General features: G+C 68.8%; 18 protein-coding genes, 2 pseudogenes and 1 riboswitch. Of the genes and pseudogenes, 8 read left to right on the plus strand and 12 right to left on the minus strand.

Annotation, left to right across the window (positions count from 1 at the left end; all coding sequences use genetic code 11):
* The first annotated feature begins 34 nt into the window (after positions 1 to 34).
* On the plus strand, positions 35 to 676 hold the full coding sequence (locus tag MNOD_RS14790) for an OmpA family protein (RefSeq protein ID WP_043748764.1): 642 nt from the start codon (positions 35 to 37) through the stop codon (positions 674 to 676).
* A gap of 285 nt (positions 677 to 961) precedes the next feature.
* Here the strand turns inward: MNOD_RS14790 and MNOD_RS43280 are convergent.
* From MNOD_RS43280 to MNOD_RS14840, 11 genes and pseudogenes are all read right to left on the minus strand, one after another.
* Positions 962 to 1,164 (minus strand): annotated as a pseudogene (locus MNOD_RS43280) (MucR family transcriptional regulator); the annotation flags it as partial.
* Positions 1,165 to 1,267: 103 nt separating this feature from the next.
* Positions 1,268 to 1,957 carry a glutathione S-transferase C-terminal domain-containing protein gene (locus MNOD_RS14800; protein WP_015929725.1) on the minus strand — a complete coding sequence of 230 codons (690 nt, stop codon included), beginning with the start codon at positions 1,955 to 1,957 and terminating at the stop codon, positions 1,268 to 1,270.
* 41 nt (positions 1,958 to 1,998) lie between these two features.
* Entirely contained in the window at positions 1,999 to 2,535 is a 537-nt protein-coding gene (locus MNOD_RS41505) for an aromatic-ring hydroxylase C-terminal domain-containing protein (protein ID WP_050783339.1), read from the minus strand.
* 203 nt (positions 2,536 to 2,738) lie between these two features.
* Positions 2,739 to 3,920 carry a DSD1 family PLP-dependent enzyme gene (locus tag MNOD_RS14810; RefSeq protein WP_015929726.1) on the minus strand — a complete coding sequence of 394 codons (1,182 nt, stop codon included), beginning with the start codon at positions 3,918 to 3,920 and terminating at the stop codon, positions 2,739 to 2,741.
* Between the two features lie 7 nt (positions 3,921 to 3,927).
* Positions 3,928 to 4,899 carry an ornithine cyclodeaminase family protein gene (locus tag MNOD_RS14815; RefSeq protein ID WP_015929727.1) on the minus strand — a complete coding sequence of 324 codons (972 nt, stop codon included), beginning with the start codon at positions 4,897 to 4,899 and terminating at the stop codon, positions 3,928 to 3,930.
* The gene (locus MNOD_RS14820) at positions 4,889 to 5,554 is read right to left on the minus strand and encodes a helix-turn-helix transcriptional regulator (RefSeq protein WP_244424739.1); all 666 of its coding nucleotides are present in this window, start codon (positions 5,552 to 5,554) and stop codon (positions 4,889 to 4,891) included. Before MNOD_RS14820 ends, MNOD_RS14815 begins: the two co-directional genes overlap by 11 nt.
* Position 5,555: 1 nt before the next feature.
* Complete coding sequence (locus MNOD_RS14825; protein ID WP_015929729.1) at positions 5,556 to 6,683, minus strand: threonine synthase; 1,128 nt, start codon at positions 6,681 to 6,683, stop codon at positions 5,556 to 5,558.
* Positions 6,684 to 7,188: 505 nt separating this feature from the next.
* Positions 7,189 to 7,346: pseudogene (locus MNOD_RS46585) on the minus strand (transposase); the annotation flags it as partial.
* Positions 7,347 to 7,744: 398 nt separating this feature from the next.
* Complete coding sequence (locus tag MNOD_RS14830; protein ID WP_015929730.1) at positions 7,745 to 9,541, minus strand: reverse transcriptase family protein; 1,797 nt, start codon at positions 9,539 to 9,541, stop codon at positions 7,745 to 7,747.
* Between the two features lie 301 nt (positions 9,542 to 9,842).
* Positions 9,843 to 11,507, minus strand: coding sequence for a hypothetical protein (locus tag MNOD_RS14835; protein ID WP_015929731.1), 1,665 nt, complete (start codon positions 11,505 to 11,507; stop codon positions 9,843 to 9,845).
* Positions 11,507 to 14,635 (minus strand): hypothetical protein, encoded by a 3,129-nt coding sequence (locus MNOD_RS14840; protein ID WP_015929732.1) that lies wholly within the window; start codon positions 14,633 to 14,635, stop codon positions 11,507 to 11,509. Before MNOD_RS14840 ends, MNOD_RS14835 begins: the two co-directional genes overlap by 1 nt.
* A gap of 505 nt (positions 14,636 to 15,140) precedes the next feature.
* Here MNOD_RS14840 and MNOD_RS14845 point away from each other — a divergent pair.
* The 6 genes from MNOD_RS14845 (at position 15,141) to MNOD_RS14870 (ending at position 22,231) form a co-directional block, all read left to right on the plus strand.
* Positions 15,141 to 16,151, plus strand: a complete 1,011-nt coding sequence (locus tag MNOD_RS14845) for a hypothetical protein (RefSeq protein WP_043748767.1) — start codon at positions 15,141 to 15,143, stop codon at positions 16,149 to 16,151.
* Positions 16,079 to 17,224, plus strand: a complete 1,146-nt coding sequence (locus MNOD_RS41510) for an FkbM family methyltransferase (protein WP_050783341.1) — start codon at positions 16,079 to 16,081, stop codon at positions 17,222 to 17,224. Before MNOD_RS14845 ends, MNOD_RS41510 begins: the two co-directional genes overlap by 73 nt.
* A gap of 744 nt (positions 17,225 to 17,968) precedes the next feature.
* Positions 17,969 to 18,176: riboswitch (cobalamin riboswitch) on the plus strand.
* A 128-nt stretch (positions 18,177 to 18,304) separates the two neighbouring features.
* The gene (locus MNOD_RS14855) at positions 18,305 to 20,509 is read left to right on the plus strand and encodes a TonB-dependent siderophore receptor (protein WP_015929736.1); all 2,205 of its coding nucleotides are present in this window, start codon (positions 18,305 to 18,307) and stop codon (positions 20,507 to 20,509) included.
* Positions 20,509 to 20,781 carry a hypothetical protein gene (locus MNOD_RS14860; RefSeq protein WP_015929737.1) on the plus strand — a complete coding sequence of 91 codons (273 nt, stop codon included), beginning with the start codon at positions 20,509 to 20,511 and terminating at the stop codon, positions 20,779 to 20,781. The genes MNOD_RS14855 and MNOD_RS14860 overlap by 1 nt, the downstream gene beginning before the upstream one ends.
* A complete protein-coding gene (locus MNOD_RS14865; RefSeq protein WP_050783342.1) occupies positions 20,769 to 21,068 on the plus strand; it encodes a recombinase family protein in 300 nt (99 codons plus the stop codon). Before MNOD_RS14860 ends, MNOD_RS14865 begins: the two co-directional genes overlap by 13 nt.
* Positions 21,068 to 22,231 carry an acetyltransferase domain-containing protein gene (locus MNOD_RS14870; protein WP_015929739.1) on the plus strand — a complete coding sequence of 388 codons (1,164 nt, stop codon included), beginning with the start codon at positions 21,068 to 21,070 and terminating at the stop codon, positions 22,229 to 22,231. Before MNOD_RS14865 ends, MNOD_RS14870 begins: the two co-directional genes overlap by 1 nt.
* A 553-nt stretch (positions 22,232 to 22,784) precedes the next feature.
* Here the strand turns inward: MNOD_RS14870 and MNOD_RS14875 are convergent.
* Positions 22,785 to 23,072, minus strand: coding sequence for a winged helix-turn-helix transcriptional regulator (locus tag MNOD_RS14875; RefSeq protein WP_063748567.1), 288 nt, complete (start codon positions 23,070 to 23,072; stop codon positions 22,785 to 22,787).
* 368 nt (positions 23,073 to 23,440) lie between these two features.
* On the opposite strand from MNOD_RS14875, the gene MNOD_RS14880 reads away from it, so the two are divergent.
* Positions 23,441 to 24,091 (plus strand): hydrolase, encoded by a 651-nt coding sequence (locus MNOD_RS14880; protein ID WP_198157638.1) that lies wholly within the window; start codon positions 23,441 to 23,443, stop codon positions 24,089 to 24,091.
* Positions 24,092 to 24,101: the final 10 nt, after the last annotated feature.

A 24,101-nucleotide genomic window follows, 5' to 3' on the forward strand; every position in this document is an offset into this window, starting at 1 on the left:
GTTCGCACTCCCTTTATGAACTTGGGGCAAGCACATGCCTGCGTCTGCCCGTCGGAAATTGACCCATTACTCTTGCGGCGGACTGCTCGCTGCCCTGATGGTGCTCGGTGCGGCCGAGGCGCGCGCGCAGAATATCGTCACGGAGGACGAGATCGTGCGCGCGCTCATGCCGCACGGCCAGACCCGAGGCCTCACTATCGCCGTGCAGGACCGCGTCGCGCGGGAGGGCCAGACCTTCCTCGACTCCCTGCGCAACCGGACATCCCTCGCCGCGGCGGAGCGCGAGCGGCTCGCGGCCCTCTCGGCCGACAAGCCGAGCATTGCCCTCGACATCCCCTTCGACTTCAACTCGTCGAGGATCGGAGACGCGGCTTTGCCGCAGGTCAGCACGCTGGGATCGAGCCTGGCCCGCCCGGAACTGCGCGACAGCACGATCCTCATCGTCGGCCACACGGACGGGAAGGGGAGCGACCGCGTCAATCAGCGACTCTCCGAGCGGCGTGCGGAAGCGGTCAAGCAGTACATCGTCCGGAATTACGACGTCCCGGGCGCCAACCTGATTAGCGTCGGCTACGGCAAGAGCCGCCTGAAGGTGAGCAATAATCCCTATGCGGCCGCCAATCGCCGGGTGACGGCCATCAACATGTCGGCTCCCGTGGTCGCGAACCGTGACTGAACCGGCAGGACGAGGCTCCGGATCGCCCGCCAGCGGCGATCGGCATTGGGTCCTGAGCTGAAATCCAGGTACCGCTATGGGAATGGCAGAAGGCCCCGCCGTAGGGCGAGGCCATCTCCACATCTGGTCTCTGCTCATCCGGGACGTTGCCCGGCCGCCTCGGGCTCTGCCTCCCAGCCCCGAAGTCATGTGGGCAAAATAGGAGGCAACCTTGAACTGTCAGCTAAGAAGCGCGGTGAACGTCAGAGCAAGGAATCTTGACGAAGCCTTGCGAGCCTCTGACTCCTACTCCGAGGCGACAGCCTTGCGAGGACGCCCACGCCCCTTCTTCGGCTCAGCGAGTGCGCTCCCCTCGCATCGGCGGCAGCGCGCTTCTCCGCAGCGGCCTTCCGGCGCGACTGGCCGAGACCGAGGCTCTTGGCGAGTTCGGAGCGCTGGGCCGCGTAGTTCGCCGCCACCATCGGGTAGTCGGGCAGGAGACCCCGGCGCGGCCTCCAGCCGGCGACCGTGACCAGCAGACAGGCCAAGCCGATGCCATAGGGCGAACGAGAGATTTGGCCTCCCATATGTACATCTATGTAGATGTATCTTTCAGCTAACGGCGGCATGCAGCAACGTGCAATGCCTCACGAGATGGGCCTGCAAGACGAGGAACTGCTTCAACGGTGTCTCGATCGGATAGAAGTAGATGTTGGCGAGGAACCCGTAAATCGCGGCATCGACGCTGGTCGGCTTCGCCCCATGCAGGTAACCGTCGTTCGGGATGAGGTTCGCCAGCACCTGCAGGTCCGCAAGGCCGCGCGCGTAAACGGCCGGCGGATCATAGCGGCCGATGCCCTGGTAATAATATCGTTGGGCATTGAACTCTCGCGCTTTGTGCAGCTGCTCCATCGTCAAGCTCGGATGCTCGCGGCACAGTGCATCTCGAAAAGCCGGCCAGAACTGCTCATCCTTCCAGCGCGAATAGGACATCACCCAATAGAGGTCATCGAGCATCCGCGTGATCATGTGGTCGGTGTCGCGCTCGGCCGTTGTGAGACCGGCATTGATGGTGAGGCGATACCGGCGGATCAGATGCGCGATGATGGTCTCGCTGTCGCCAATCGTCTCGTCGCCGTCAACGAGATAGGGAAGCTGTCCGCGCGGCGCCTGTGAGGCGTCGATGATGTGCCGATGCGCGAACGGCAGACCCACCAGCTTCAAGAACGCGAAGACCTTGAGCCCGTAGCCGTTGTTGTCGGCGACGCCGAAAAGGCCGGGATAGGAGTAGAGCGTGATCATGGCCTCGTCCCTATCAGGTCCGATGCAATCTTCCGGGAGTGTTACGGGTTGGCAGATACGCGGAGTAGGCAGAACATCCGCTCCAGATAATCCTGCAGGCCAGGGTCGCGCCAGGTCCGGCCGCGCCAGCCGACATGGCCGTCCGGCCGCACAAGGAGAGCAAGTTCGTCCGAGCCATAGGCCGCTGCGAACGCACCAGTGCCATCGTCGAGAAGCGTAACATCCGGACCGACGGATACAGTCTCGCCCCGCATGACCGCGACGACGCGCAGACGATCACCCAATGACGCGTCGGGCGAGAGGCCGAACCGGTCGAACAGCGTCTCCCACGCCGTCAAAGCGGTCAAGGGCAGCGCCGCCGCTTGGGCCGGGGTCAGCGATGTCGGCCGATGCCCGACGATCGCGGCGTTGACGGCGTGGAACTCGCTGGTGCCGCCGGGGCGCGGGAGGTCGCCGGCATAGTGGACCGCATCACCGACCGAGACCCCCGCACCTGCGCTCCCCATCGCGACGAGCTCGCCCGCGACATCCCAGCCGAGCACGGCGAACGCTCCATCGTCGGCCTTGCGGCGGCGCACGCGGTAGTCGGCGGGATTGACCGCGATGGCCTCGACCCGAACCAGAAGATCGGCGTCGCCCGGTATCGGGGTGGGAATGTCCCGCTCGACCAGCGATTCCGGGTCTTCGATGGGCAGAGACTTGCCCTACCCCGACCTGAGCGGGCCTGTCACCGCTTCGCGTGACAAAGCTGTCGGCTGCCTTCAACTGATCACCGCGTCTCCTACCAGCCGTTGATTCGGGGCCAGACCGCACCGACGCGCCCGCTGCCGTCGAGGACGTAGTAGCAGTCGTGCTGCGCACCGGTGGCGCAGGCATGGTTCGGCAGGATCCGCACGCGCGCGCCGACAGGCAGGTCGGGCAGGGCGGCGTCCGAGCCACGGCGCAGGGCTACGATGCCATGCTCCTGGTTGGTGTCCGCCACGATCAGATCCGGGTACGGTTGCCCCGCAAGGTTGCAGACCACGCCATAACCCTGATCCACCTTCTGGCGCGCCGTGCCCCGATCCCGCGAGAGCGCCATCCAGCCGGCATCCGTGATGATCCAGCCCTTGGCGCGCTGGTGCCCGATCACGGTGGCGAGCACGGAGAGCGCGATATCCTCCATCGCCACCGCACCGACGCCCGCCTGGAACAGGTCGCCGAACATGAAGACGCCGGCCCGTACCTCGGTGACGCCGACGAGGTTTCGGGCGTAGCGCGCGGTCGGGGTCGAGCCGACGCTGACCATGGGACAGGGCAGACCCGCCGCCCGCAGGGTCTCGGCCGCGGTGACGGCCGCCCGGCGCTCCGCTTCCGCCGCGGCCGCGAGGGCCTCGGGGTCGCTGAGGGCGTAGCTGTCGCCTGCATGGAGCAGAACGCCGCGCAAGGAAACGCCACCCGCCAGCAGGAGCCGGCCGATCGCCAACAGGGTATCAGCGTCGCCCGGTGCGACGCCGGAGCGGTGACCGTCGGCATCGACCTCGATCAGGACAGGCAGGGGGTCGCTGCTGCTGCTGGAGTGGTCGGCGACCGCCTCGGCCTGCTCCAGACTGTCGAGGATCACCGTGAGGTCGGCGCCGCCCGCCCGGATGGCCGAGACGCGCGCGAGCTTCGCGGGTGCGATGCCGACCCCATAGATCATGTCGCGCACGCCGCCCCTGGCGAAGTACTCCGCCTCGCGCAGCGTCGAGACCATGGCGGGCCCCTCGGGGGCCGTCATTGCGATGCGCGCGACGTCAAGCGACTTCGCGGTCTTGAGGTGCGGGCGGAAGGCGACGCCGAGGCGCGTGAGATGTGCGCGCATCCGCTCGACGTTGGCCCGAAGCCGCACCTCATCGAGGAGCAGACAGGGGGTCTGCAGGGCATCCAGCGCTGGACAGGATCGGGGGGTCGGCGGTTTGGCATTGGGCTGGGCCACGAGCATGGCGTCCTCACCAGGGCCAGGGAATGCGCGCGCCGCACCCGGCTTCGGTCGCGCGTCGCTGCAGCATGCGGGCGACGGTCAGGTCCTGCAGGGCCAGCCCGGTCATGTCGAAGACCGTGATGTCCTCCGTCTTCCGGGACACCTGTGCCTTGCGGGTCAGGAGGTCGCCGATCTCGATGACGTCGAGAGTCTCGTACCACTGGCCCTCGCCGATCTGCCGGGACTGCTCGCGGTCGTCGACGAACACGCGGGCACGGGCCAGCAGGCCCTCCGGCAGCTCGCGCTTGCCCTTCGTGTCTGCGCCAACGGCGTTGACATGCGTCCCGGGCCGCACCGCCTCGGCAACGAACAGTGCACCGCCGCCGGGTGTCGCTGTGATGACGATGTCGCTGGCGGCGACGGCCGCATCCGGATCCTTGGCGTGGAGCAACCTGCATCGCTGCGCGAACACCGCCTCAAAGGCGGGGTCCGGGACACGGCGGGAGGTCACGTAGTGCACCTCCCGGATCGCCGGCATCAGGTCCAGGGCCAGCCCGAGTTGGACACGAGCCTGGACGCCGGTCCCGAAGATGCACAGGCACGCGCTGTCGGGACGGGCGAGCTGCTGCACGCCGAGTACTCCAGCGGCGCCCGTGCGGGCCGTCGTGATCGCGTTGCCGTCGATCAGGCAGGTCGGCCGACCCGTGGCGGGATCGAAGAGCATGATCGTCGCCTGGTGCGGCTCGCCGCCCCGGGTCCGGTTGGCTGGCCAGAACCCGGCCGCCTTGAAGCCCAGCAGCCCCTGCGCCTGCACGTCGCCCGACTTGATGCCGAACACCCCGCCCGTGTCGAGGCGCTCCCGCACCACCGGAAACACGCGGCCCTGGCGTTGGCTGTGCAGGACGAACGCCTCGCGCACCGCCTCAAGCACGTCGCCTGGGGTCAGCAGCTTTTCGACCTGCGGGCCGGCGAGAAGCAGAAGATCAGCGTCATTTGGCATCGGCGTACACCGTGGCGCGGGAGACCCCGAGATGGGCGGCGATGATCTCCGCGGAGCGCCGCACCTGCAGGCAGCCGGCCTCCTTCAGTTCCCGGAGCAACGTCCGACGCTCCTCTGCCTTCAGAGAGCGCGGCGTCGTCGCGCGCCGCGCGGCGAATTGGTCGATGCGCGCCCGGATGGCGTCCGCCCCAGCGGGATTGAGCGACTCCAGGTCCCCCTGCGTACCGAGGCTGGTGAACTGACCGATAGCGCTCTGCAGGCTTTGGAACAGCGTCAGGTCGATGTTCAGGCAGAGCGCGGCGACGTAGGTACCGTCCGCATCCTTGATGCCAATGGACGTGCTCTTGGCCCGCCGCCCGTCCGCGAAGGTGTTGGCGTAGTTGGCGATCACCTGCGGGTAGTCCGGGTCGGCGATGCGGGCCAGCCCAAGCTCCGTCGCGGGCTGGCCGACCTGGCGGCCCGACAGGTTGTTGTGGATTGCCACGATCGCGTTCTTCGGGTCGGTGAGGTCGTGCACCACGACCTCGCAGAAGGGGGCGAAGGTTTCGCCCAGCCCCTGCGCGATCTGCTTGAGCTGCTTGAACAGAAGCTCTTTGTCCCCGGCGGTCTTGTCCGACGTGGCAGGCATCGGCTGCTTACGGCTCACGGCACCCATCCTATTGCACCACGTCGGCGACGGTGGACGCGGCCTTCAGGCCGGTGCCGGTGACGATCACCACGGTGCTCTCGCCCGCCTTGATGCTGCCGGCGCTGGACAGCGTGTCGAGCGCGGCGGCCGCGCTCGCACAGGTGGGCTCGGCGAACAGGCCCTGCCGGGCAAGCCGGCGCAGCGCAGCGATGATCTCCTCCTCGGTCAGCGCGATGGTGCCACCGCCGCTCTCGCGCAGAGCCGCGATGATCTCTCGCAGCCGCAGGGGATGCTTGATCGCCGTGCCCTCCGCGATGGTCTTGTGCACTTCGCGGGTCAGGGGCGTGTCGACGCCGGCCTGAAAGCTCGCGTCAATGGGCGAGCAGTTCAGCGGCTGAGCCACGAATAGGCGCGGCAGCTTCGTGATCTGTCCGGCCTTCATCAGCTCGCGGAAGCCAAAGGCGCAGCCGAGCAGGCTGCTGCCGGCCCCGACCGGGATGATGATGTTGTCGGGGACCTTGAAGCCGAAATCCTCCCACAGCTCGTAGGCGAGGGATTTCGTGCCCTCCAGGAAGAAGGGCTGCCAGTTGTGGCTGGCATAGAAGGTTTGGCCCGACTGCCGAATGGCCTCGGCTTCGGACTCCTCACGCGGTCCTTCAACGAGCTGCACCTCGGCGCCGTAGGCGCGCACCTGGGCGATCTTGGCTGGAGAGGTGTAAGCCGGGGCCAGGATCTTCACCCGCACACCACCGGCGGCGCCGAAGCCTGCCATCGACGAGCCGCCATTGCCCGAGCTGTCCTCCAGCACGGCATCGACGCCGATCTGCCGAAGGAAGGACAACATCACCGAGCTGCCCCGATCCTTGAAGCTGCCGGTCGGGTTGAACCACTCCAGCTTGAAGAACGGGCGCAGGTCGCCCCAGGGCCGTTGGACCAGCGGCGTGCAACCCTCGCCCATGGTGATCGGGTCGGCGATGTCGACGGGCAGTGCTGCGCGATAGCGCCAGAGCGAGCGGGTGCGGCTCTCGATGTCGTCGCGGGAGATGCCGGGTCCAGGCGTGACGAGCAGGGGAGTGCGATCGTCCGAGCACCAGCGGGGCACGTCCAGCGGGTAGAGCTTCCCGGTTCGGGGATCGATGTAGCTGGGAGGTGTCACGGCAGGTTCCTGGATTGGGCGACGGTCGGGCCTCTCTGACCATATGTCTGAAACTGGATTTTTTGTCCAGATGCGGACCGCGGCAGCAGACCAGCCGCGGACGGTTGCCAGCGCATCCGACCGTTGGGGTATCGCCTTACGGACGTTGTGCATCGCCGAGGAGCGCACGATCACGGCCGATCCTCTGCGCGGACTTGTCACGTCGAGCGTTTTTTCTTGTCCTTGCTGGCGCCCCGAACCCTAGCGGTTCGGGCGTTTCCAACGATTTAGCGGGCCGGGGCGGTGCCGTCTTGGGCTGCCAAACGGCCTTTACTCACCCAACGTGACAAGCCCCGGCTGGGAACTGATGGCGTGCGGAGGAAATCGGCTTCATGCCCCCTGCCCTACTCCGGCCTGAGAGGGCCTGATACTGCTTCGCGTGACATGTGTGGACTGGACTTGCTCCGGATCAGTGGAGAGCGGTTTGGCTGACGCCGCGCCTCTCGAACTGGGCCGGGCTGACGTAATCCAGCGCCGAGTGACGCCGGTCGATCCAGGACCGCAGGTCGACAGCCCGATCCCGAGATCGGCCGCGCGCTCGCGCCGCGAGCGCCCGCTGGCCTGGACAAGCCGCACGGCCTCGTCCCGGACCTCCGGAGTGAAACGCTTCTTGGGTTCTGGCATCGGAGACCTCGTCCCTCACGGAAAGAGCTCTCCACTTGTCCGGCGCAAGTCCATCCTGGGCCACCACCAATCCCTGCTGAGAGCCGCCGGCCTGATTGCATCAGGCCGGCGGCTCTCACCCATCTGATGTGACGCGCTCCCTTGCGCCGAACCGGCATCCACTTCGGCGGGGAGCGCTCTAGAGCGGTGTTCATCCGTTCTGAAGCTGTGCAGGATGTGAAGGGGTTGACGACCCAAGGGGGAGGCTCTGATGCCGACCACCTTGTCCGTCGATCTGCGCCAGCGTGTGGTGTATCCGCCAAGCCTGCATGCACTTCTCACCCGAGGAGGGCCGCAACTCCTTCGCGGCCGCCGGATACGAGCACGATGCTTACGCTTCAACCTGATCGGGCACCGCTCTAGCGCCGGCGTCGCCTCCGCCAGCGGCGGATGAGCCAGCGCGTGGCGATGACGATAGCGGCGATCAGCACGATCGTGCCAAGCGCCGGGTTGATGGCGGAGGCGGCACTCCAGAGCACGAGGACGCCGATTACGGCGACCCACGGCTTCATGGCCGGTTCGCCCGGATCCTGGGCAGGCCCGGCGGGGGGCGCGGCGCGGTCGCGGAGGTCGGCGCGCAGACTGGCGAGGTCGAGAGCGCTCCGCATCGGCTTGGCCGGTTGAGGCGGCGCCGGCTCGCGCAGGACCGCCTCCGGTTCGGGCGCCGGCGGCGCGGCCGGAATCCACCAGCGGGCCAGCGGCGGCTCGCCGGCCGCGGCCTTCGCGCGGAACGCGGCGGGTGCGGGAGCCGTGCCGGTAAGGCCGTGCCGTTCGCCCAGCCGCCGGACCGTTGCGACCAGAGGCTCCCCGGCCTCGGGCGTCACCATGCGGACGAAGCACGCGAAGCCGCGCGCGGCCGCCATCACGTCGCGGGTCTGGCCCCAGCTTTTGCCGGCAGGGCCCGTCGCCTCGATCTGGTGCAGCAGCGCGCGGAAGCGCCGCAGCACGTCGCGCGGCACCGCGACGCGCTCGTTCACCGTGAGGCCCGTCACCTCCTGCCGGCTGCCGCGGCGCATGATCCGCGTCTTGTCGGGATGGACGACGAAACCTTCCGCCGCGACGATCTCACCGACGAGGCCGATGAGTGCGCCGATCTTCTCGGCCGCCGCCCCGGAGAAGGTCAGGTCGTCGGCATAGCGGGTGTAGGTGAAGCCCATGGAGCGCGCGAGGCCCGAGAGCCGCGCGTCGAGCCGGGCGCAGATCAGGTTCGTGAAGAGCGGGCTCGTGGGCGCCCCCTGGGGCAGCCGGCGCGGACCGCGCGCCGCGAACAGGCGCTCGCCGTCGATCTCCACCTCGTCCACGTCCGGCTCGGTGCAGAGCAGCGCGAGCACGGTGGCGACCGGCTCCGCATAGCCGAGGCCGCGGAACTTGCCCTTCACCCTGCGGAAGCTCAGGGTCGGGAAAAAATCCTTCAGGTCGAGATTCACCACCACGGCACGGCCCACATGGGCGGCGGCGTTGGTCACGATCGACCGGCCGGGCACGAAGCCGTGCGCGGCGTCGTGGACCGGGGCATGCGCCAAGAGGTTGTCGAGGATCCAGTACTGCGCGCGCTTCAGCCGCGGCATGGGCGCGGAGATCAGGCGAACCCCGCCGGCCTTCTTCGGGATCGTGAAGCGCCAGTAGTGGCTGATCCGGGAGAGCGCGCGGTCATAGGCGAGGAAGCGAAGCTCCGCGAGCGGGATGCCGATGGCGTCCGCGAGGGCTTTCGGCGTGGCGAGGACCGGCAGGCCGGGCCTCGGCGCGGGTGGGGCGGCAGCGTCGGCGCGAAGGCCCGCGGAAACGCCGTCGCCGAGAAAGACGAGTTCCTCCGCCCGGCGCTCGTGCCAGGCGAGGGCGCGCGCGTGGCGCTGCTCGGCGCCGCGCCGCTTCGTCTCCTTGCGCCGCTCCAGCGCCGCCTTCTTGCGGCGCTTGTGCATCTCCTTCAGCGCCGCCTCCGGATCGCGCCAGCGCGCCTCCGCGGTGTGCAGAGCGGCGAGCTCGCGCGCGATCTCGCCGCGCCGGCGGATCAGCTCCTCAGGCGGGCTCGGTTGCGTCTCCCCCTGCGGCCAGAAGCCGAGGCGGATCATCTCCTCGAGGATCACCTCGTCCTTCGAGGTCTCGCGAATGCGATCGTAGAGTTGCTGGCGGGTCAGCGCGCCGGGCTGGGCGGTCATCGGCGCGCCCTCCGGCCTGCGGGAGGGCAGAGGGACGCCGGACGGCTCGCCTTCGTCTCGTCCTGGGACTGGCCCGCTCCACTCGAAGGCGGCACGGCCACCGGTGCGGGTTTGGGTTCAGGGAACCCAAACCGTAAACCCGCACCGGTGGCCTGTGCCGCCCCAGTGAAGAGCGGGCCAGTGACGCTTTGCCGGGCAGGGTGCAAGGACGGCGAAACGCCGCCCGGGTTGCAAGGTCCTCGCCGGCCGGCGCCCCTCTGGGCGCGAACACTAGAGAGCCCGCGACCCGTCATCAACCGGTTCATGCGGCGTCTCCGGTCCGCTTGCCTTCGACCTGCGCGTGGAACAGCCGCCGCAGGGCCAGCATGTGCTCGCAGGGGCCGCGGGTGAGCTTGTGATGGCCGTAGAACCAGCAGTCGCAGGTGGCGCCGGTCAGCCGGTCGTCGGAATCGATCACGAGGCGCGGCGCGTGCGTCCTGCCATCGTCCATCACCTCGCCCGAGACGATGCGCTGGCCCTCGCGGCGCTCGATGGCGGATAGGGTCGCAAGGCCCGCGGCCACGAAGCGGTCGGCCTTCGCCTCCTGCTCGGAGGCGAAGCGCAGCGCGCCGGGCGCGAGCGGCTCGCGGACGAGTTCCCGCAGGCGATAGACGCCCTTGTCGAGGTCGTACATGGCGCGGCCCGCCTGCACCCAGAGGCCGAGCGCGCCGGCGACTATCGGCCGGTCGAGCCCCGTATCGGAGGCGAGCTCCTCCAGGCTGGCGAAATGGCGCCGCTTGAGCGCGTCGAGCACGCGCACGCCCGTCGCCTCATCGACGGCAGTGCGGGGCGCCAGGAGATCGAACTGGCCGGCGCGCGACCAGTCGTTCGCGGTCCATCCCGACAGGCCGAGCGTGAAGCGTAAGCCTCCGAAATCGACCACCGCGAACGAGGGCAGGCCGGTGCCGAGCAGGTGCAGCCGGACGGAGCGGGCGAGCGGCAGGGCGCGCGCCAGGATGGCGAGGCGCCGGCGGCCCCAGACGCGGATCTCTGCGCCCTCGCGCCCCGCGTAGATCGAGCGCCGGAAGGTCAGCCGCTCGTTCCACGGCTCGATCAGCACGGCGACCGGCTCGCCGGGCGTGAGCAGGAAGCGCAGCGAGCGCGGGCCATGCCGCTCCCGCCTTGCCGAGAGCCGGGACAGGATCGCGTGCATGTCGACCGGGTGCAGGTCCACCATATGGGCCGGCTGCGCCATCGCGCTCGACACCTGCAGGAAGCCGCGCAGCCAACTGTCCGGCAGCTCGATCTTGTCCTCGCGGAAGGTCGCCTCGCCGCTGGTCTGCACCTCGAAGCCGGTCGGATCGATCGTCAGCGTGGTCTCGCGGTAGCTGCGGATCTTCTGGAACTCGTCGTAGAGCGCATGGCTGTAGTCGATATTGGTCGTGCCGCAGGCCATGTCCTCGATCCGCTCGAACACGTCGTGATCGCAGGACAGCCGCCCGTAGCTCGACTCGTCGAGGCTGAAGCACTCGAAGAACACCTCGTCCGGATGGACGGTGATCACGGGATCGAGCACGAACCAGGCGTCCCGGTTCGCCTGGTAGAGCCAGTCGAAGTAACGCTGCCGGGCCTTGTAGAACGGGCCCATGATCTCGCCGGAGCGCCGGCTGATTTCGCCGAGCTCGGCGCGCAGGGCCTCGATCCTCGCGAGCCCAGTGTCGCGGTCGGCCAGCGCCTCGGCGAGAAGCTGCTGCTCATGCTCCTTCAGCCAGGCGAAATAGGCGGTGCGGTCCTTCGGCTTGAAGCGCAGGTCAGAGACAACGACGTGATGCAGCGCCGAGATCGCCTCGCGGAACGGCAGATGCCGGCGGATCTTGCCGACGAAGAAGGTCGGCTCGCGCAGCAGGTCGGGCGCGAAGCCGAGCGCGGTGGCCTGCGCATCGGAGGAGGCCGAGCTCGCTCCGAAGTAGCGGTGGACGAAGTTCATCAGGCGGCCCTCTCCGGCACCGGACGGCGGACGAGCGGCGTCGCCACCTGCGGGTGCGCCTCGGCGATGTCGCGCAGCGCGAGGATGGCGGCCGCCCGGTCGCGCCCGACGCCGCTGAGCGAGAAATCGGTAAAGAGCGGCGCGATGCGCGCCGCGCGCCCCGCGTCGCGGAGCGCCTCCCCGCGCAGGAAGGCCGTCATCCGGTCCTTGGCGACGCGGCCCTTATGCACCTGAAGCATCACGATCCGGGCGAGCGGCAAGAGCTTCTCGAATGCCTCCTCGCTTGCGGCGGCGTCTGCGGTCAGAAGCTCGGTGGCGATGAGATGCATCGCCTGCGAGGGATGTTCGAGCAGCCGCGTGAGTTGGGCCGCGGCATCCGCCGGGGCGAGCCGGCTGCGCAGCAGGCGGCGGGCGAAGGCGAGCACTTCCGGCTTCACGCTATCGGTGACCACGGCGAGGGTCGCGGGCGTCCAGGCCTCGTCGGGCCAGCGGTCGAAATGGTCGCGGGCGAAGTCCTGCACCTCCGGCCAGTCGCTCTCGACGAGCAGCACGGCGTCGGCGGCCTCGGCCTGAAAGCGGGCGGGATCGGCGCCATAGGCCGCGAGCGCCCAGTGGCGCGCGGCGGCGTGGGGATGGCCGCCGAGCCGCGCGATCTGACGCACGGAAAAAATCCCGAACGGCCGGTTCGGCAGCTCGGTCGAGCCGAGGAGCCGCGCGCCCGCGGCGCGCGCCTGCAGCAGCCGCCACAGCATGCCGGCGTCGAGCGCGGCGATGCGGTCCGGCATGGCCTCACGCAGCAGCGCGACGGTGTCGACGGGGTAGGTCTCGTCGGGGCCTGAGCGAAACAGCGAGTCGATCAGCGCGCGCGAGAGCCGCTCGGCGAGCGCCGGGTCCCGCGCGGCGAGGCGGGCCACGAGCGGCCGGGCAGCGCGGCGAAGACCGGGCGAGGGGGCGGTGGCGAAGGCGACGATCAGCGGTGCGTGGCCGGCGAGCGCCGCGTCGTCGAGCCGGCCGAACAGGCCGAGCGCTGCGCTCTGCACGTCCACCGACGGCGAGCCGAGCAGCCGCTCCCAGGTCGCGTTCGGGATCGCGCCCGCGTCGGCGCCGGACAGCGCGAGGCCATCCACCCCGGCCGCGACCACCGCCGGCGCCGGATGCGCCATCAGCTGCTCGATGGCCTCCGGCATGAGGGGCATGCGGTCCGTCGACCACAGGGCCGCCATCCGCGCGCGAACGAGGCGAAGCAGCGCCTCCGTGCCCTCGTCCGGCGCTGACGGCCGCTCCAGGAGCCATGCGACGAGCCGGCCGGCCAGCGCCTGCCCCGCGGCACCCGCGACGCGCCGCTCGCGTGCCCAGCGCAGGACCGGCTCGGCGAGATCCTCATGCGGGCAGAGGAGCGCCCCGAGCGCGAGATCGGGATCGGACCACGGCAGCGTCGAAAAACCATCGATGCGGGTGGCGGCGAGGCGCCTTGCCTCGGGCGCCTCGGCCGCAAGCAGGGCGGCAAGCAGCGCCGGGTCGGCGTCGCCCGCGGCGAGCCGGTCGCGCGCCTCCGCGAAGCCGATCCCCTGCGCCGCAATGTCAGTAGCGCGCAGGAGGCGGGCGAGCGCAGCGGGCGGCGCGGCGCGCAGGAAATCGGGCGCGGCCTTCAGCAGCCGCACGCCGAAACGCGAGACCGGCTCGCAGGCGCTGTCGGCGGCGAGGTCGAGGGCGAGGTCCGGCCGCGCGTCCCACAGGGACGGGAAGGCTTCCGGGCGGGTGCCGGGGGCCTCGCCGCGCGCCGGTGCTTCCTGCGCCGTGAGGCTGCCGTAGCGCAGCCGGATGGCCGGATCGTTGCGGCAAAGGAGCTGGCTTGCCGTCCAGTTCCGGGCGAGCGGGCCCGAGACCCGGTCCTCGCGGCTCCAGCGCCCGTTCTCTTCCCGCCGCCAGGAGGTGCGGGTGGTCGGCCGTGCCATGTCCTGCGGGCGAAGCGACAGGAGAAAGGCCGCCGCGAGTTCGGCGAAGGCCGGATCGGCGACCTCGGCGCGCTTGCGCAGCGCGCGCCAGATGCGGCGCTTGAAGTAGAAGAGCGTCGCCTCCGACAGGCCGACGCGAGCGTCCGGCGCGCCGTGGACCTCGGCGATCGGCACCGCCATCCTCAGCTCGGGCACGTAGGGCCGCCCGCTTCCCGAGCGGCGTGCGGAATACATCGGCTGCGCGGTCTCGAACCGGTGGGCGGTCACCGCGAACAAAACCGCGTCGTCCGCCATCTCGGCGTGCTTGAACAGGCGCCGCAGCCCGATGAGGTAGGGGGGCCGGGCCGGCAGCCGGAGCAGCGTCGCGGCAAGCGCGGCGTGAAGCGCCGGATCGCCCTGCGCCATGCGGCCGAGCACCACCAGGGTATTTCCGACCCGCACGGGCTCGCGTCCGGCGAGGTCCGTCAGCGCGCCGAGGAGGGCGTCGGGGTTGCGTGCCTGCGCCGCGCGGGCGACCGGCTCCGGCAGATCGCCGCCGCCGTCGGGCCGTCGCGCGTCGCCCGCGAGCGGGGAGACGAGGGCGAAGCGGGCGAGGTCGCGCACAATCGTCTCGGTGGCGCCCGCGGCGATCGCCTCCAGGGTGGGCGCCGCGCCGCCGCCGGCGGCGCGGGCGAGCGCCCAGACCAGGGAGTAGCTCGCCCGCGCCGGGCCCTGCCGCCCCGCGAGCGCGATCAGCGCCGGCCCCGCCGCCGCCAGGCGCAGCTCGCCGATGCGCCAGACCAGCCGGTCGAGTTCCTTCGCGGGCCAGGGGCTGCGCAGGCAGGCTTCGAGCCGCGCCATGAGCACATGCCCGCGGCCGCCGAGCGCCGCCGCATCGCCCGGAGCGCCCCGGGGCTCGGCGTCGAGCCCCGCCGCCGGCTGATCCACCCGGCGGTAGCCGCCGTTGAGCTTGGACACCACGATGCTGTCGAACAGCCTGTCGGCCGCCTCGCGCGTGATGGGGGCCGGCGTCTTCGATCCCTCCCGCAGGAGCGCGCCGCGGCGGCCATACCGCACGTTGACGAGGAAACGGTGGTCGGAGGCAAGAGCGTCGTTCTCGACCAGATCGACCTCGTAGAGCTTGTCCGAGGTTCCGTCCTTGAGCCAGAGCCGAACCGATCGGACAATCCTCATGCCTTCCCCACAGAAACCTTGGGCGCCGGCGGCGGACTGTATCGGCACAGATACATCTGCGTAAGCGCTTTTTGCGGCCGCTTGAGCGCCGATCAGGTCCACGACCCGGGCGACAAGATCGACGGGTTCTGGTGAGGTACGGTGCGGTCTAGCGCGCAAGGTATGTCGCGCAATCGAACGCGCCTGGCAAGCCGATCCGAGCTTGCGCGCAAGGGGGTGTCGCCGTGGCCCGAATGCCGTTGCGTAATCGACGTTGCTCGAATAAACTGGAGTACTAGCACCGGTTGAATGACCCAGGCGGCCGGCTGGGGGGAGCAGAGCGCATGAGAAAAATACCCGCGTAGGCAACGATACAGCGCCCGCCCGGCCCTCGGCGGAAGTCTAATCAAGGAATTTAAGTCTAGTCAAGGAAATTCATGTAATGAAAATCGCAGCACGCCTTCTGCGGTTATGGATCGTCTTTGCCCGCAAGCAGCCGTTACCGGGCAACGAAAGAGAGAGGACGATGATTTCTGACGAAACGATCGTGGAATGGGCCCGCATTCTTCAGTCGGGAAATCATGCGGATCAGGAGAACCTCTACAGCTACATCTTGTCTCGCGCTGCCGAGGAAGACTTCCGGATCGTGCCCCTGCGCATCACTTACTTCATCCACCGCGGCAACGACTTGCAGGCGCTTTTGCGGGTGTCGACGCGGTTCATGTCGTTCCCGGAGTTCTGGGGCCCGTGCCTGAGGCATCTCGCCAACAACGTCTGCATCCACTGCGGCGACCCCCGCAGCGCCGTCCCCTACCTCGACGCGGCCCACCGCGACGGGGCTCTCCCCGGCGAGATGGTGCTGTTCACGGCCGCCCAGCACGTCCGGATCGGCAATGCAGAGCGGGCGCTGAGCCTGATCGCGGAGGTCGAGTCCCGGTTCCCGGAACTCGCCCGGGAGGCGGCGATCCATCGTCAGTTCGTCGATCTCTTCTCACGCTTCGACTACAACCAGGCCAGGCGGATGCTCGATGAGGTCAAGGAGCGGTTCGCCCGCGCCAGCCTCGCCGACCTCGAGAGGGAGATCGTCAGAGCCCTCGACATCGGGTCGCCGTACCTGTTCCTGCGCCTCGGCGACGGTGAGGGATCCTGCACGATCATCGACGCCGATGACGAGGCCGCGCACTGCGACTACTACCGCGCCAACCGCCGCGAGTTCGTCGACATCTGGTTCAAGGACGAGTCGGTCCTCGACGATCCGGAGTTCACCCGGGCGATCGAGGCCTTCAACGAGGCGATCCCGGCGGCGGACTCCCTGGGCGGCATCTGGGCGGAGTTGGTCGACCACGAGTACGGGCTCGGATCCCGGCGCGGCATCGCCTGGGTGGTCAACACGATGCGCAAGGTCCTGATGCTCGCCGACCGCGACCCGGCCTGGGCCGCCAGAACCTCGATGCACACAGCGCTGTGCTGCACTACGACCTGCTGCTCAGCGGCACCCTGGCGCGGCTGCTGCGCGGCCGCAAGCGGGTCGGCTTGATCAGCTGTCATGACGACCTGCCTGAGGCGCTCCGGCGCACCTACGGGATCGGCGAGGTCGAGCACCACAAGGTACCCGGCGAGCAGATCCACCAGGAGACGCTCGGCGCCAAGGCGGTCGAGGGCGCGCACTGGCCGCACCGCTTCCGTGAGCTGTGCGAGGAACTCGACCGCCCGGCCGATCGCCGCGGGCAGCTGTTCCTGGTCGCGGCCGGGATGCTCGGCAAGATCTACGCCCACAAGCTGAAGAAGAGCGGTGCCGTCGTCATCGACATCGGCGCCGTCGCCGACCTCTGGATGGGGAAGATCACCCGGTCGTTCCCCAGCCTCCCGCCGGAGGTTGCGCTCAAGCCGAGATTCCCGCCCGTCGTCTTCGTCGACATCGGCGGGCTCGGCGGCATCGGGCCAGAGTGGCAGCCCTACCTCGAGAGCGTCCGGCCGGTGGTGTTCGAGCCCAACCCCCCAGAGGCGGCCGCCATCCGCGAGCGCATCGCGCAGCGCCCGGGCGGGATCGTTCTCGAGCGGGCGCTGAGCAACCGGGCCGAGCGGCGCACCCTTAACGTCGCCAAGAGCCTCGACTGCACCTCGCTGCTCGCCCCGAACAGCGAATTGCTGCGGCGGTACTCGATCGAGCCCGCTTTCCGGGTCACCCACACGGTCGATGTCGACTGCGTGCGCTACGACACCCTCGTGCGCTGCGGCGAGGCGCCCCTGCCGGAGGTGATCAAGATCGGCGTGCAGGGCTTCGAGTACGAGGTGCTGGAGGGCTTCGGCGACACGCTGTCCCACTGCCTGGGCGTGAAGCTTAAGGCGCACCTCTACCCAATCTACGAGGGCCAGAAGCTCCTGCACGACCTCGTGCGGCTGCTGCAGCCCTTCGGGCTGGCCCTGCGCAGGATCACCCCGGTCGACCATTTCGACGGCGACGTCGTCGAGGTGGACGCCTGGTTCACCTGCGACGCCGCGCGGACCGCGGCGCTCGACCCGGAGAGGGCCGCGAAACTCGCCTTCATCGAGACCGTCTGGGAACTTCCCCCGCACCGGCGGGTGTTCGGACCGGACCAGTTCGCCTGAGGCGACAGGCGAGCCGCGAGAAACCCGGCGCGGTTCACTCCCATCGGATCCGTCCTCCGTTGGATCAAGACCTGCTTCAGGGTGGACCATTGCCGAGGTAGAGATCAGCCATGACAGGATTGGCGGCATTGATCCTCAGTAGATCCCGCTGGATTCCTGCCATGGCCCGCCGATCTGATCTCAGAAGTGATAGTTGATGCCGGCCTTCACGATGTGGTCGGTCAGTTCTATCTTGTCATTGCCGATCTTGAAGTCCTGAGTAAGTCACACATAATTGTATTCACCTTTGAGCGACAGATTGTCGGTGAGGGCATGCTCGATGCCGGCACTGACCAGGTAGCCGGTCTTCCACTTATTGCCGGCGGCCGTGCCAATGGGTCCCCTTGCACCAAGTTCCATCGTCGCAAGGCCGGCCGTGCCATAGACGAGCGTGCGATCGCAAGCGCGTCGTTCTCGACCAGATCGACCTCGTAGAGCTTGTCCGAGGTTCCGTCCTTGAGCCAGAGCCGGGCCGATCGGACAATCCTCACGCCTTCCCCACAGAAACCTTGGGCGCCGGCGGCGGACTGTATCGGCACAGACACATCTGCGTAAGCGCCTTTGCGGCTGCCGCGGAGCGGGCGCCCGGTCCTGCGGCCCCCGCTCGCGGCATCCCTGCCGGGAAGGCTGTGCTCTCCGGGTCACATAAGTCGTAACAATATTACATTACATGCCGCAGCGTGTTGACCCGCCGCCTCGTCGCGGCAAAGGTCTCGTTGCCAAGGTTCCCGTGGGTTCGTGCCTGCGGGATAAGAGGGAATTCGGTGGGCTCTCAAGGAGCGAAGCCGAAGCTGCCCCCGCAACTGTAAGCGGCGAGCTCTGCCGAACACGGTCACTGGTGCGTAGCACTGGGAAGGCCAGGCAGAAGCGGCGACCCGCGAGCCAGGAGACCTGCCTTGGCATGGTCACGACTCTCGGGCGGGGTGTCCCGGTGGAGCGCATGAGCGGTGCGGCACTCCCAAGGCCCATCCGCGCAGGCAATCCCTGGGCGAACGCTCGACAACCTTGAGCGCACCAGTGAGTTTTCGTCTGAGCCCGGCCATGATCCAACAGCCCTCTCCCTGCTTCGGGGAGCGCACGAGACGATCGTCGGTGCGCCTCCGGCGCAGGCCGCACTGGGTGCTCGCGGCGGCCGTGGCCGTCGGCGCGCCCGGGTCGGATGCGTTCGCGGAGGAATCGACCATCGCCCTGGAGGAGGTGGTGGTGGAGGGGCGCGGGCCCGGCGCCCCGACAGCGGCCTCGGGCGCGATCAGCCTGATCGGCCCGACACCCGGTTTCCGCGCCGATCGGGCGGTGAGCAGCACCAAGACCGACACGTCGCAGCGCGACGTGCCGCAGGTCGTCACCGTCGCCCCGCGCGAGGTCATCACGGATCTCGCCGCCACCCGCGTCGACCGCGTCTTCAACTACACGCCGGGCGTGGCGCAGCAGAACAATTTCGGCGGCCTGACCCTGTTCAGCTACGCGGTGCGCGGGGTGGCCACCTCGGAGATCTACAAGAACGGCTTCCCGCTCAACCGCGGCTATCCGCCCCCGCCCGACACCCAGAACGTCGAGCGGATCGAGGTGCTCAAGGGGCCGGGCGGCGGCCTGTTCGGCCGCAGCGACCCGGGCGGGCTCGTCAACATCATCACCAAGCAGCCGACGGCCGAGCGCTTCGTCGAGATGGGCGGCCTGTGGGGCTCCTTCGAGCAGGTCCGCGGCACCCTCGATGCGGGCGGCGCGCTCAACGAGGAGGGGACGCTCCTCTATCGCCTCAACCTCGCGGCCGGGCGCCAGAACAGCTTTCGTGATTTCGTCGACGGCGACCGGCTCCTCGTCGCCCCGGTGCTGAGCTGGCAGGTCACGCCCGATACCAGGATCACGGTCGAGACCGAGTTCCTGCGCAACCGCGTCGTCTTCGACCGCGGCGTGATCGCGATCAACCGGCAGCTCGGCTTCCTGCCGATCTCCCGCTTCCTCGGCGAGCCGGGCCAGAGCGTGAACCAGTCCTCCGACGCGATGCAGGTGCGCGTCGACCACCGCTTCGACGCCGACTGGCAGATGCGGCTCGCCACCTACCTCAACACCGGCTCGCTGGTGGGCGAGGCCGCCGAGGTCCGCGCCATCGCGGCCGATAACCGCACGGTCTCCCGCGACCGCAACTTCCGCGACTACCGCTGGGACGTGGCGATCGGCCAGGCCGAACTCGTCGGGCGCTTCGACACCGGCGGGATCGGCCACACCCTGCTCCTCGGCTTCGAGCGCGAGAGCACCGACAGCCGCACCGTGTCTCCCCGCTCGAACTTCCGCCAGAGCCCCTACGCCCTCGACATCTATGCGCCCGTCTACGGCCAGGCGCGGCCGCCGCTGACGATCCCGCGCAACACCCTGGAGCGGGTGACCAACACCGCACTCTACGCGCAGGACCAGATCGTGCTGAGCCCTGAGTGGAAGGCGCTCCTCGGCGTGAGGTTCGACTTCTTCGAACAGTCCTTCCTGGAGCGCGTCCCGCGCGGCCTGACCGAGCAGTCGCGGGTCGCCGCGACGCCGCGGGCGGGCCTCGTCTACCAGCCGCTGCCGGACCTCGCCCTCTACGCCAATGTCGGCACGAGCTTCCGGCCGAATATCGGGGTCGATGCGGCGGCGGCCGCGCGCTCCGGCCCGTTCGAGCCCGAGACCGGCCTCGGCTACGAGGTGGGCGCGAAGCTCGACCTCTTCGGCGGAGCCCTGAACCTCACAAGCGCGGCGTTCCGGGTCGAGCGCGAGAACGTGCTCACCCCCGATCCCGCCAACAGCGGCTTCTCGCTCGCGGCGGGTGCGGTGCGCAGTCAGGGCTTCGAGCTGACCGCGGCCGGCCAGCTCTCGCCGGAGCTGAAGATCCTGGCGGGCTACGTCTACGCCGACGCGGTGGTGACGAAGGACAACGTGCTGCCGGTGGGCGCAGCCCTCATCAACGTGCCGCGGCACAGCGGCAGCCTGCTCGCGGTCTACGAGGTGCAGGAGGGGCCTTGGAAGGGGCTCGGGGTCGGCGCCGGCCTGCGCGGGGTCGGCGCGCGGGCGGGGGACGCGGCCGGCACCGGTTTCACCCTGCCGGCCTACGTCGCGGCCGACGCGCTGGCCTACTACCGCTACGAGAACGTCCGCTTCGGCCTCAACGTCGAGAACGTGTTCGACACCACCTATTACGAGAGTTCGCTCAACGTGTTCCGGGTCTATCCGGGCTCGCCGCGGCGCGTCACCGGCACCCTGACGGTGCGGTTCTGATGGCGATCCGCCTAGCCTTCGACGCCTACGACGCGGTGCCGGTCTTCCGGACCTCCCTCGGCCCAGCGGCGGCCGAGCGGCAGGCGCTCCTCGCGCTGGAGCGCTCCCCGCCGAAGTGGATGCCGGTTCGACGTCAGGGAGCGCGAAAAATCAAAGACTTGGGAGCCGTGCCGGTTTCGGTTGAAACGGGCACGGCTCCAGTCGGCCTGCTGGCGAGCGGCCTCGCCCTCGCGTCGGTCACCCACCGCCGGCTCGTGCGATGGCCCGCGTGACGCGCCCCGTGGACCGTGGGACGTCCCGGCTCGCGCAGCAGGACGACCCGGCGACGCGCGCCGGGCGGGGCGAGGCCGGGCGGCACGCCTCGGCCGCCCGGGCGCGTCGCTACCGGCTCGCCCTCGCGCCGGTTCTGACCGAGGTCGTGGCCGAGGCCGGACGAACGGCGAGCGGCATTGCCGCGCGGCTGACCGAGCGCGGCGTCGCCAAGCCTCGCGGTGGAACTGTCTGGACACCCGCGGATGTGCGCAAGCTCCTGCGTCGGCTCGCGGCGGAGAAGCCCTGATGAGATCCTCGGACACCACACCCCTGGCGGGCGAACGCAGCCGCATCGGCTCGATCGATGCTCTGCGCGGCCTCGTGATGCTGCTGATGCTCGTCGACCACGTGCGGGAGTTCTTCTACCTGCACGCTCAGGTCCGCGACCCGGTCGACCTGTCCGTCACGCCGCCGGACCTGTTCCTGACCCGGGCCGCCTCGCACCTCTGCGCGCCGGTCTTCATCCTTCTGACCGGCCTGTCGGCGAGCCTCTACGCGGCGAAGCACGACAGCCCTCGCGCGGCCTCCGCCTTCCTCTTGAAGCGCGGGATCCTCCTCGTCCTGCTGGAGGTGACGCTAGTGAACCTCGCCTGGACGCGCAACCTGCTGCCGCCGGTCCTCTACCTGCAGGTGATCTGGGCGATCGGCCTCAGCATGGTGGCGCTCGCCGGCATCCTATGGCTGCCGCGGGCCGTGCTCCTTGCCGTCTCTCTCGCACTCATGCTGGGGCACAACCTGCTCGACGCGGTCGTTCTCACCCCGGACCAGCCGGGCTTCGCCCTGTGGTCGATCCTGCATCAGCGCGGGCTCGTCCCGCTGCCCTGGGGCGCGGCGCGCACCTCCTACCCGGTGCTGCCCTGGATCGGCGTCATCGGTGCAGGCTATGCCCTGGGACCACTCTTCGCACGCGCCCTGCCGACCGGAGGTCGCCGTTGGCGGCTCCTCGCCCTCGGAGGGAGCGCGCTGGCCGCCTTCCTGGTGCTGCGCGGTCTCAACGGCTACGGCGATCCCGTCCCCTGGCAGCCGGGCGCGACCGCGTTCGCGACGGCTTTGTCCTTCGTCAATCTCACGAAGTATCCGCCCTCGGCCGACTTCCTGCTCCTGACGCTCGGCGTGGGGCTCCTGCTGCTGGCCGTGTTCGAGGTGCTGCCCGCGGCCGGTCTGGGCTGGCTGCGCACCTTCGGTGGCGCGCCGCTGTTCTTCTACCTCCTGCATCTTTTCCTGTTGCGGCTGATCCACGATGGAGCGGCGGGCCTGGGCCTCGCCGGAGCCTCGGGCCGGATGGAGGCCGGCTCGCCCATGCAGGTCTGGCTGATCGCGGCCGGGCTCAGTCTCCCGCTGTTCGTGGCCTGCCGCTGGATGGTGCAGCTCAAGCGCCGCGCCGTGTGGCCGGGTCTGAGCTATCTCTGAATAAGCGCGGTCCACATGAGATCATGAGAATCCGTTATCGGAGAATCAGCCGCCTTTCGGACGGCGCCGATTGCAGTTTTGCTCATGCGTATTCCGGAAGATTAGAGCATTTCCCGACGAAGCGGATCCCGGTTCGTCGCAGAAAATGCGGCACAATCAAAAAACCTGGAGCAGGGTCCGTTCCACCATGAACGGATCCTGCTCCAGCAGGCGCCAAGGTCCGGCTCCCGTCCTGCAGCGGGGACCATCCCCGCTCGACGGGCGCCCGATGGGTCCGGACGGGGCCGCGATCACCGCGGACGGTGCAGCCGGAGCGGCCGCACGCTTCAGCGTCGCGGACCCCTTGCGGGTTGATCGTGGAAGGCCGCGGGAGCGACCAGGGAGATGCCGTGCCAGGGGCCGTCTACACCGTCATACCAACGGCCCAAGATGCGGACGCATCGGGCCGTTGACCTGTCTCGAGTTGTCGATACCAAGCCAAAGGCTTGGCGAAAATTCGAGAGCGGAACCAACGGTCAAATAACCATTGGTATCAGGCCCGCTCAGATCGACCTCATCTTCTGGTCAGACGAGTCGGATCCGAACCGGCCTGCTGTTCGAGTGCCAGAATGGCGTCATCCATCTGGAGACCGTCGGCGGACAGGCTGTACTCGACGTGCAGAATCTTCCCGCCCCTCTCGACGCGCCTGACGATGCCGATGTCCTCAAGCTCCTTCAGGCGGAGAGAGAGGACACGTGCGGAGATGCGGCCGGGCAAGGCTCTGCGTAGCGCGCCGAAACGGATCGGCCCGTTGCGCCGCAAGGTCCAGATGATGTGCGCAGTCCACTCTCTGGCGAGCATTTTCACCAAGGAGTCGGCAGGACATCCAAGGCCAATACTTTCAGTTGAATTAGAGTAGCTCTGCAAAGACCGGTTACTCCCAGGTAACTAATGGACGCCCCGACGGCTTTGCCATAACTAGCACTCGCCAGGCCGAAAGTCGCTGTCTTGAAGCCGCCAACGCAATCGTGCGCCGTTGCTTGCTCAGCGTGCCGCGGGTGCGAGGCTGAGATGTGAGATGTGCCTGAGTCAAGGCGATCGACAGATGCTGTCTCGGATTCCTGCGGTCCGTCGGGGAGCTGGAGGGCAGCGCGTGCACGATCATTGGGTCAGGCGCGGTTCGAGGCTGCGAAGGTCGACAACGCGAGAGGATCAAGGAAATCATGCCGATCAAAGCTACGCCGACTCCGGGGAAGCGTCTCCTCTCTCCAGCGGACCATACGCTGATCATGATTGATTTTCAGTCGCAGATGTCATTTGCAACCAAGTCGATCGATGCGGTGGCTCTGCGCAACAACGCCGCCCTGATCTCGCGGGCTGCCGCCGGCTTCGGCGTTTCGACGGTCCTGACAACGGTCGCCGAGAAGAGCTTCTCGGGTCCGATGTTCGAGGAGATCACCTCGGCCTTTCCCGAGGAGAAGCTGCTCGACCGCACCTCCATGAACACCTGGGAGGATGCCGCCGTGGTGGCCCGGGTGTCCGAGATCGGAAAGAACAGGCTCGTCTTCGCGGGCCTGTGGACCTCTGTCTGCATCGTCGGCCCGACCCTCTCGGCGCTCGATCAGGGCTACGAAGTTTACGTGATCGCCGATGCCTGCGGCGACGTCTCCGACGAGGCGCATGAGCGCGCCATGCAGCGCATGATCCAGGCCGGCGTGCAGCCCATGACCTCGCTCCAGTACCTGCTGGAGCTGCAGCGCGACTGGGCCCGCACCGAGACCTACGGGATGACGACCGGGATCGCCAAGACCTATGGCGGCGCCTACGGCCTCGGCATCATCTACGCCAAGTCAATGTTCGGTGCCTCCGAGGGGCACTGAGCGCCCGCCG

Origin of the sequence: Methylobacterium nodulans ORS 2060, from assembly GCF_000022085.1 — a bacterium.
GTDB lineage: Bacteria > Pseudomonadota > Alphaproteobacteria > Rhizobiales > Beijerinckiaceae > Methylobacterium > Methylobacterium nodulans.

What these genes read in the sequence shown, in the direction of transcription:
- MNOD_RS14790 (WP_043748764.1), top strand. Translation starts at nt 35, where the DNA reads ATGCCTGCGTCTGCCCGTCGGAAATTGACCCATTACTCTTGCGGCGGA.
- MNOD_RS14800 (WP_015929725.1), bottom strand. Translation starts at nt 1,957, where the DNA reads ATGATCACGCTCTACTCCTATCCCGGCCTTTTCGGCGTCGCCGACAAC.
- MNOD_RS14810 (WP_015929726.1), bottom strand. Translation starts at nt 3,920, where the DNA reads ATGCTCGTGGCCCAGCCCAATGCCAAACCGCCGACCCCCCGATCCTGT.
- MNOD_RS14815 (WP_015929727.1), bottom strand. Translation starts at nt 4,899, where the DNA reads ATGCCAAATGACGCTGATCTTCTGCTTCTCGCCGGCCCGCAGGTCGAA.
- MNOD_RS14820 (WP_244424739.1), bottom strand. Translation starts at nt 5,554, where the DNA reads ATGGGTGCCGTGAGCCGTAAGCAGCCGATGCCTGCCACGTCGGACAAG.
- MNOD_RS14830 (WP_015929730.1), bottom strand. Translation starts at nt 9,541, where the DNA reads ATGACCGCCCAGCCCGGCGCGCTGACCCGCCAGCAACTCTACGATCGC.
- MNOD_RS14835 (WP_015929731.1), bottom strand. Translation starts at nt 11,507, where the DNA reads ATGAACTTCGTCCACCGCTACTTCGGAGCGAGCTCGGCCTCCTCCGAT.
- MNOD_RS14840 (WP_015929732.1), bottom strand. Translation starts at nt 14,635, where the DNA reads ATGAGGATTGTCCGATCGGTTCGGCTCTGGCTCAAGGACGGAACCTCG.
- MNOD_RS14845 (WP_043748767.1), top strand. Translation starts at nt 15,141, where the DNA reads ATGATTTCTGACGAAACGATCGTGGAATGGGCCCGCATTCTTCAGTCG.
- MNOD_RS14855 (WP_015929736.1), top strand. Translation starts at nt 18,305, where the DNA reads ATGATCCAACAGCCCTCTCCCTGCTTCGGGGAGCGCACGAGACGATCG.
- MNOD_RS14860 (WP_015929737.1), top strand. Translation starts at nt 20,509, where the DNA reads ATGGCGATCCGCCTAGCCTTCGACGCCTACGACGCGGTGCCGGTCTTC.
- MNOD_RS14865 (WP_050783342.1), top strand. Translation starts at nt 20,769, where the DNA reads ATGGCCCGCGTGACGCGCCCCGTGGACCGTGGGACGTCCCGGCTCGCG.
- MNOD_RS14870 (WP_015929739.1), top strand. Translation starts at nt 21,068, where the DNA reads ATGAGATCCTCGGACACCACACCCCTGGCGGGCGAACGCAGCCGCATC.
- MNOD_RS14875 (WP_063748567.1), bottom strand. Translation starts at nt 23,072, where the DNA reads ATGCTCGCCAGAGAGTGGACTGCGCACATCATCTGGACCTTGCGGCGC.